General features: G+C 65.0%; 1 protein-coding gene and 1 pseudogene. Both read right to left on the bottom strand.

Annotated features, from left to right (window positions below; genetic code table 11):
* The coding region (locus EN893_RS34785) for an esterase-like activity of phytase family protein (RefSeq protein WP_128362199.1) at window positions 1-985 on the bottom strand (985 nt) is incomplete at its 3' end.
* Window positions 982-1,190 (bottom strand): annotated as a pseudogene (locus EN893_RS34780) (cobaltochelatase subunit CobT); the annotation flags it as partial. The gene EN893_RS34785 and the pseudogene EN893_RS34780, both read right to left, overlap by 4 nt.

Genomic DNA, 1,190 nt, shown 5'->3' with positions numbered 1-1,190 from the left:
GGATCGAGTGGTTGTCGTCCGAGATCAGCGACACCATCAGCGCGCCGTCGTCGCGGCTCCAGACGTCGAGCCCTTCCATATTGTCGATCTGGTAGTCCATGTCGGCCTCCAGCAGCACCGGCCCGTCGGCGACCGCGCCCTTCTCGACGCTTTCGCCGTAGATGCGCCGCAGCCGCATCTTGACGCCGCTGGCCATCGAGAAACTGCGCTCCAGAAGCAACAGATCACCATCGGGCAGGAAGGCGCCGTCGGTGATGTCGAAATCGCCATTGCGCTTGACGGTGAAGACGCCCTTGTGCGGCCCATCGATGATGGCGGCATAGATGTTGCCGGCCTTGTCCAGGCTCTTCTCGGAGACCACGACCAGGCCGCCCTCATGCTGGCCGTTGGCATTGGCGTGGGTGACGGTCTCGAAGCCGCGATTCTGGCGCAGCTCGCGGGCCGGCACGACGAAATCCAGCGGCTTGAACGGCGCCTTCATGTCGTTGGGATCGATCTTGAACTGGGCGACGCGGTGGCTGCGCTCGAAGCCGACGGTGGCGATGCCGTCCTTGACCGCGAGACCTTCCGCATCGACCTCCCATTTCCTGTCGATCGGCCGGCCGGTCTGGTCGACCATCTGCTGCATGCGGAAATTCTGGATGCCGGAGGGTCGCTTTTCCGCGTCGCGGACCACCGTGCCGAAGAACCAGAAGCCGGTGTCGGCAACGCCGATGAAGTCACCGCCGGCTGTCAGGAAGCGGAAGGCTGACAGCGCGCCGAAATCGCGTGTCGGCGAGGTCATCTCCAGCCCGCCGACGAATTCGAAAGCGCCGAACTGCTTGTCGGCACGGCCAATGTGGAATTGGGTGATCGGGCGGGCCGAGATTTCGACCGGTTCGACAGAACCAGAGTCAGCCGAACCGGCTGCCGCCGAAGCCACGCCGGAAAGCAGGGCGATGGCGGCGAAAAGCGTCTGCCGAAACCCGCCGCGCCTGGAAATCATCCGGCGCGCCGCATACCACCGCCGCGTCGCGTATCCTTCGCGCTTTCCTCGGCGAACAGCGAAGCCAGTTGCTCGGTCATGGCGCCGGCCAGTTCCTCGGCATCGACGATGGTGACAGCGCGGCGGTAGTAGCGCGTGACGTCGTGGCCGATGCCGATGGCCAGCAGTTCCACCGGCGAACGCGTCTCGATCAGCTCGATGACGG

Origin of the sequence: Mesorhizobium sp. M7A.F.Ca.CA.004.04.2.1 (assembly GCF_004022825.1) — a bacterium.
In the GTDB taxonomy this organism is placed as follows: Bacteria; Pseudomonadota; Alphaproteobacteria; order Rhizobiales; family Rhizobiaceae; genus Mesorhizobium.
This window is presented reverse-complemented; position numbering and strand designations above follow the sequence as displayed.